Origin of the sequence: Roseovarius sp. ZX-A-9, from assembly GCF_028369135.1 — a bacterium.
GTDB lineage: Bacteria > Pseudomonadota > Alphaproteobacteria > Rhodobacterales > Rhodobacteraceae > Roseovarius.
This window is the reverse complement of the sequence record NZ_JAPWHW010000055.1, coordinates 1-4,892: the sequence shown is the minus strand read 5'-3', so window position 1 is coordinate 4,892 and position 4,892 is coordinate 1. Positions and strand designations below refer to the sequence as shown.

General features: G+C 56.9%; 5 protein-coding genes. 4 read left to right on the top strand and 1 reads right to left on the bottom strand.

The genetic code is table 11. From position 1 onward, the window contains the following. Positions 1-150 precede the first annotated feature (150 nt). The 4 genes from O3306_RS22285 (at position 151) to O3306_RS22270 (ending at position 3,474) form a co-directional block, all read left to right on the top strand. Positions 151-1,734: a Fic family protein gene (locus tag O3306_RS22285; RefSeq protein ID WP_272011600.1), complete on the top strand. Its 1,584-nt coding sequence runs from the start codon at positions 151-153 to the stop codon at positions 1,732-1,734. Between the two features lie 79 nt (positions 1,735-1,813). Further along, positions 1,814-2,772 (top strand): IS630 family transposase gene (locus tag O3306_RS22280; RefSeq protein WP_272011599.1). Its coding sequence is split into 2 segments (ribosomal slippage): positions 1,814-2,155 and positions 2,158-2,772, totalling 957 coding nucleotides; the frame shifts between segments, so codons are not numbered across the junction. Between the two features lie 32 nt (positions 2,773-2,804). Then, positions 2,805-3,191, top strand: coding sequence for an AAA family ATPase (locus O3306_RS22275; protein WP_272011597.1), 387 nt, complete (start codon positions 2,805-2,807; stop codon positions 3,189-3,191). A 73-nt stretch (positions 3,192-3,264) separates the two neighbouring features. Then, on the top strand, positions 3,265-3,474 hold the full coding sequence (locus O3306_RS22270; RefSeq protein ID WP_272011595.1) for a hypothetical protein: 210 nt from the start codon (positions 3,265-3,267) through the stop codon (positions 3,472-3,474). 47 nt (positions 3,475-3,521) lie between these two features. Here the strand turns inward: O3306_RS22270 and O3306_RS22265 are convergent, their stop codons facing one another. Beyond that, positions 3,522-4,637 carry a Fic family protein gene (locus O3306_RS22265; protein WP_272011592.1) on the bottom strand — a complete coding sequence of 372 codons (1,116 nt, stop codon included), beginning with the start codon at positions 4,635-4,637 and terminating at the stop codon, positions 3,522-3,524. Positions 4,638-4,892 lie beyond the last annotated feature (255 nt).

Sequence of the window (4,892 nt, the reverse complement as noted above, 5' to 3'; positions counted from 1 at the left end):
GCAGCGCCGGGCCTGCTCAGCACAAGGGGGGCAATATTGGACGCCGATAAGGGGTCAAAGTTCAATGCCGATTGACATGAATTTGAACCGTTTTTCATGAAGAATGCCTATTCAAGAACATTTTTCGTGTGCTAGGAACGGAATTCATGGATGCAATGCTCTGCAGCAAAAATTCACGCCAAGGGAACGGAATTCATGCCATCGGACCAACAAGTACTTTTTTCGGGCCCGAGAACCGTTTTTCAGGAGCGGCGCCTTCCTGAGACCGCCACCTTGGCAGGCTACAGCGCACTGATTGACGCCTACAGATTATCTGTGCCACTGCCTCGCAAACTTTCGGCAACCGGGAACCATCACCGGGTCGTTGAGGATGAGGTTTGGCGCATCCTGACGCCGCGCCACGCCCCGAGTGCAGACCTAGATGGCCACCTCACCTTCGCTCTCAAATACGAAGGGCTTGATCTTGCTGTCCTCGCGAAGCTGTTCGCGGCCACCGGGCCTGACGACATTGTTGACATCGTGCGCAAAAAGCCGACCGGCAGCTACGCAAGGCGCATCTGGTTTCTGTTTGAATGGCTAACGGGAAGCCGACTGAATCTGCCAGATGCAGAGGGCGGTCGCTACGTGCCTGTCGTTGATCCCGACCAACAGTTCGCGACGGAAGGGGAAAACGCTCCCCGATATCGCGTTAAAAATAATCTGCCGGGAACCAGAGACTTTTGCCCGCTGGTCTTTCGCACGCAAAAGCTAGACGAGTTCATCGCGATGGACCTGGCCAGTCGAGCCCGCGCGGTCATCGCCGACGTCCCCCGGGACTTGCTCGCGCGCACGGCTGCTTTCCTTCTACTCAAAGACTCACGTTCCAGCTACGCGATCGAAGGCGAGCGTCCACCACAAGACCGAATTCAGCGTTGGGGCCGTGCGATCGGCGAGGCTGGTCGCCAGCCGCTCGACCGCGATGAGCTGCTACGACTGCAACGGATCGTCATAGGTGATGCCCGGTTCATAAAGCTGGGTTTCCGCGACGAGGGCGGTTTTGTTGGCGAGCATGACCGCGAAACAAGGATGCCGTTGCCTGATCATATAAGTGCCCGGCATGAAGATCTTCCGTCCCTGACTGACGGGATGATCGCTTTTGATCACGGTGCGTCTCGGCACTCTGACCCGATCGTGTCCGCTGCAATCCTCGCATTCGGTTTTGTCTACATACACCCGTTTGAAGACGGTAACAGCCGGCTGCACCGCTACCTGATCCACCATGTTCTGGCGGAACGCGGCTTCAACCCACCAGGGGTGGTCTTTCCGGTGTCCGCCGCGATCCTAGAACGCATAGATGAGTATAGAACGGTTCTTGAGAGCTATTCAGCACGACTGCTGCCGCTCATCGAGTGGGAGTCGACGGAACAATTCAACGTTCGGGTCTTGAACGACACAGGCGATTTCTACCGCTTCTTCGACGCGACGCCACACGCAGAATTCCTCTATTCATGCGTTCAAAAAACAATCGAAGAAGACCTACCGTACGAGACAGCATTCCTTCGAAATTACGATGCATTCCGCAGCAAGGTCGAAGCCATTGTTGATATGCCTGACCGCACCATCGATCTGTTGTTTCGCTTCCTTCAACAGAATGGAGGCACTCTGTCGCGTCGCGCCCGAACCAATGAGTTCAAGGCATTGACCGACGACGAAACGGCGCGGATCGAGCACGTCTTTGCAGAAACAATGATTTAAAGCGTCCTGCCGAAAACCTGAATCGCTGGGATTCCCGCGGGGCTGATTTTGTGATTCATCCTGTTTGGGAGGATGGATCATGTCAGCACCATTGCCAGAAGCGCTGCGGGCGCGGTTTCAGAGATTGATTGAGGAAGGGTTTAGCGGTCGCGCGGCGGCGTTGCGGTTGCAGCTTTCGCCTGCAACGGGCGCGCGATGGGGACTTGCGATCCGGCGCACCGGCAGGGCACGAGCAGCTCCGCAAGGTCGGCCGAAGGGCAAGGGAAAACTGGACCCTCACCGCGCCTTTTTCGCCGAAGTTGTCAGCCAAGACGGCGACATTACCATGCCCGAACTGGCCTCGGCTTTGTTCGACGCAACCGGTGTCCGCGCGCATCCCGATGCGATCGGACGGTTTCTGCGCAAGCTTGGATTCACATACAAAAAAAGTCGCTGGTCGCTGCCGAACGCCTTCGGGCAAAGGTAAGGAAGCAGCGCGAAGATTGGTTCAAACATCGCGTGACCGCGGTGTCGGCCCGACCTGAACATGTTGTCTTCATTGACGAAACCTCTGTCAAAACCAACCTGACCCGGCCGCGCGGGTGGGCGCCGCGCGGGCAGCGGCTAGTCATGGACGCCCCGTTCGGCGCATGGGGCACGCAGACCTTCATTGCGGGTCTCAGCGCGGGGTCCATGATCGCGCCCTGGGTTATCAAAGGCGCGATGGATGGCGCCGCCTTCGCCGCCTATGTCGAGAAGGTGCTGGTGCCAGAGCTCGCGCCCGGCACCGTGGTCATCCTGGACAACCTAGCCACCCACAAGAACGCAGCAGCGGCCAAGGCCATGCGCGACGCCGGATGCTGGTTCCTGTTCTTGCCGCCTTACAGTCCTGACCTGAATCCGATTGAGATGGCCTTCTCGAAGCTCAAAGCACACCTCCGCCGGATTGGCGCGCGGACATTTACAGACATGTTCAACGCGCTCGGCGAAATCTGCGACCTCTACTCGCCAGAGGAGTGCTGGAACTACTTCAAGGCTGCCGGATATGCCTCAGGTTAAAAGTCGGATGCTTTAGATCGAGGTGGCCTTGCATGCACTTATCACGGATTGTGATTGAGAACTTCCGGAACTTTTCAAAACTGGACCTAGCCCTCGATGGGAACGTTGTTGTGGTTGGCGAAAACAAGGTCGGAAAAAGCAACCTGATGCATGGCCTCCGGTTGCTGTTTGATCCCACTCTTCCCGACAGCGCCCGTGAACTTGGCCTCGCCGATTTCTGGGACGGCCTTGGGGGCCTGGAAGAAGACGACAAGATAGTCGTTGGTGTCGAAATCGAAGAATTTGACACTGACCTCGATATCCTTGCTCTACTCACGGACTTCCGCCTCGACGATGACCCCGACACGGTCCGCCTGACCTACCCTTCTCGATCATCACAGATTGGGATCCAATGCCGAAGAGCAAACCCTTGGCCGTAAATCGAGGGATCAAACTTGCGGTCGCGATCGAGCGCGCCAGAACAAAAAAATCCCAAGAGCGCTCGCAAAAGAATTGGAATACATCGCCGAAAGCAAGGATGAAGACGACCTCGCAGGTCACTTCGAAGATTTCGGCATCTATACGAACATCCGCACTCTTGAGACAGATCTGTACGAAGACGGGTTCACAGCCGACATTCTCGACACGCTCAATGAAGGAAAGTGGAGCAAGGCGAGACCAGCGCAGATCGATGCCTGGATTCGCGGTATTTTGGTAATCTAGCTGCGAAGCAGAGAAAGTCCGGTTCTGCACTCCCCGCCGACAACGCACTACCCGTGCAACTCTTCAAGCCTCAGCCAGTAACGCGTGTATCGGCGCTCGCCAGTGCGCGTCAGGGCACCAATCTCGACAAGGTCTTGCAGATCTCGCGTAGCGGTCGCGCGCGATGTCCCGGTGATCGAAATATAATTCTCGGCGCTCAAGCCACCCTTGAATCCATCTGGCCCTTCACGGAACATCCGCTCAATCACCTTGGCCTGCCGTTCGTTCAGCTGATCGCGATACCGGTCATAGAAATGTGCCTTGGCAATGAAAAAGCCCACGCGGTCCAGGGTGACCTGCTGCGCTTCCAGAACGGCTGCTGCAAACCACACCAGCCAAGGCGTGACATCCAGCGTCTTCTGGTGCCGCTCAAGCTGATCGTAGTAGTCCTTCCGCTTACGCTCGATGGTGAAGGCGAGCGCGATGAGGCTGGGCTGCCCAATGTTCTGAGCCAGGGACTTTTCGGCCAGGGCCCGACCTAGGCGACCATTCCCGTCTTCGAATGGGTGGATACTTTCGAAGTAGAGATGACTCAGGCCCGCACGCGTCAACGTTGGCAAGGGCTCTTCGGCACCCGGCCCGGTCCGATTGAACCAGTCGACATACCGGGCCATCTCATCCGGAACCTGCGCAGATGGCGGGGCCTCAAAATGCACGACCGGACGATCAAGACGACCCGAGACGATCTGCATGGCATCCTCGTGCTGCCGGTATGACCCGATGGCCTCCAGGCGCTTGTCGAAGGCGAGAAGCATCTCATGCCACCGAAAAAGCGTGCCGTGCGCGAGGGGCTCCGCAAAGGTCGAGTAGACGTCGACCATCATCTGGGCCACACCCTGCTCGCGAGGTTTGTTCGGATAGCTGTCCGGTTTCAATCCAAGGTGACGACGGAGTGAGGATTGCACGCTGCGCCGGTCCAGCATCTCGCCTTCAATGGCACTGGTCTTCATGGCTTCATCGCTCAGCAGATCGATGCGGAGTTGGTCACGCCCGGACGGGTTCACATGGTGGACAGCGCCCAGAACTTCACCTGACGACATCAGGAAGCGCTGCTCGAGCGGTGCCAGCGTTGCTGTGTCATACCGGAATTCCGGCCAACCGGATGTCTGCCAGTTCCATGCCATGAGTTATAGAGTCCTTTTCTATAACTCATGAGTAGACCATTTTTGAGGCATAGAAGTCAATTCTATACCTCAAAGGGTAGTGTCTCAGTTTGAAATAAGAAAATGAAAGGGGCGACCGAAGCGGCTTTGTCGCAAAGATTGCGACCTTGCGATACCATCGTACCGAACCTATGTCGCGGCCCCGACGCAGCGAGTGAGCAGGTAGCGATGATCAATTTCAAGGGCGCTCAGTTTCCCAAAGACGTGATCCTGTTT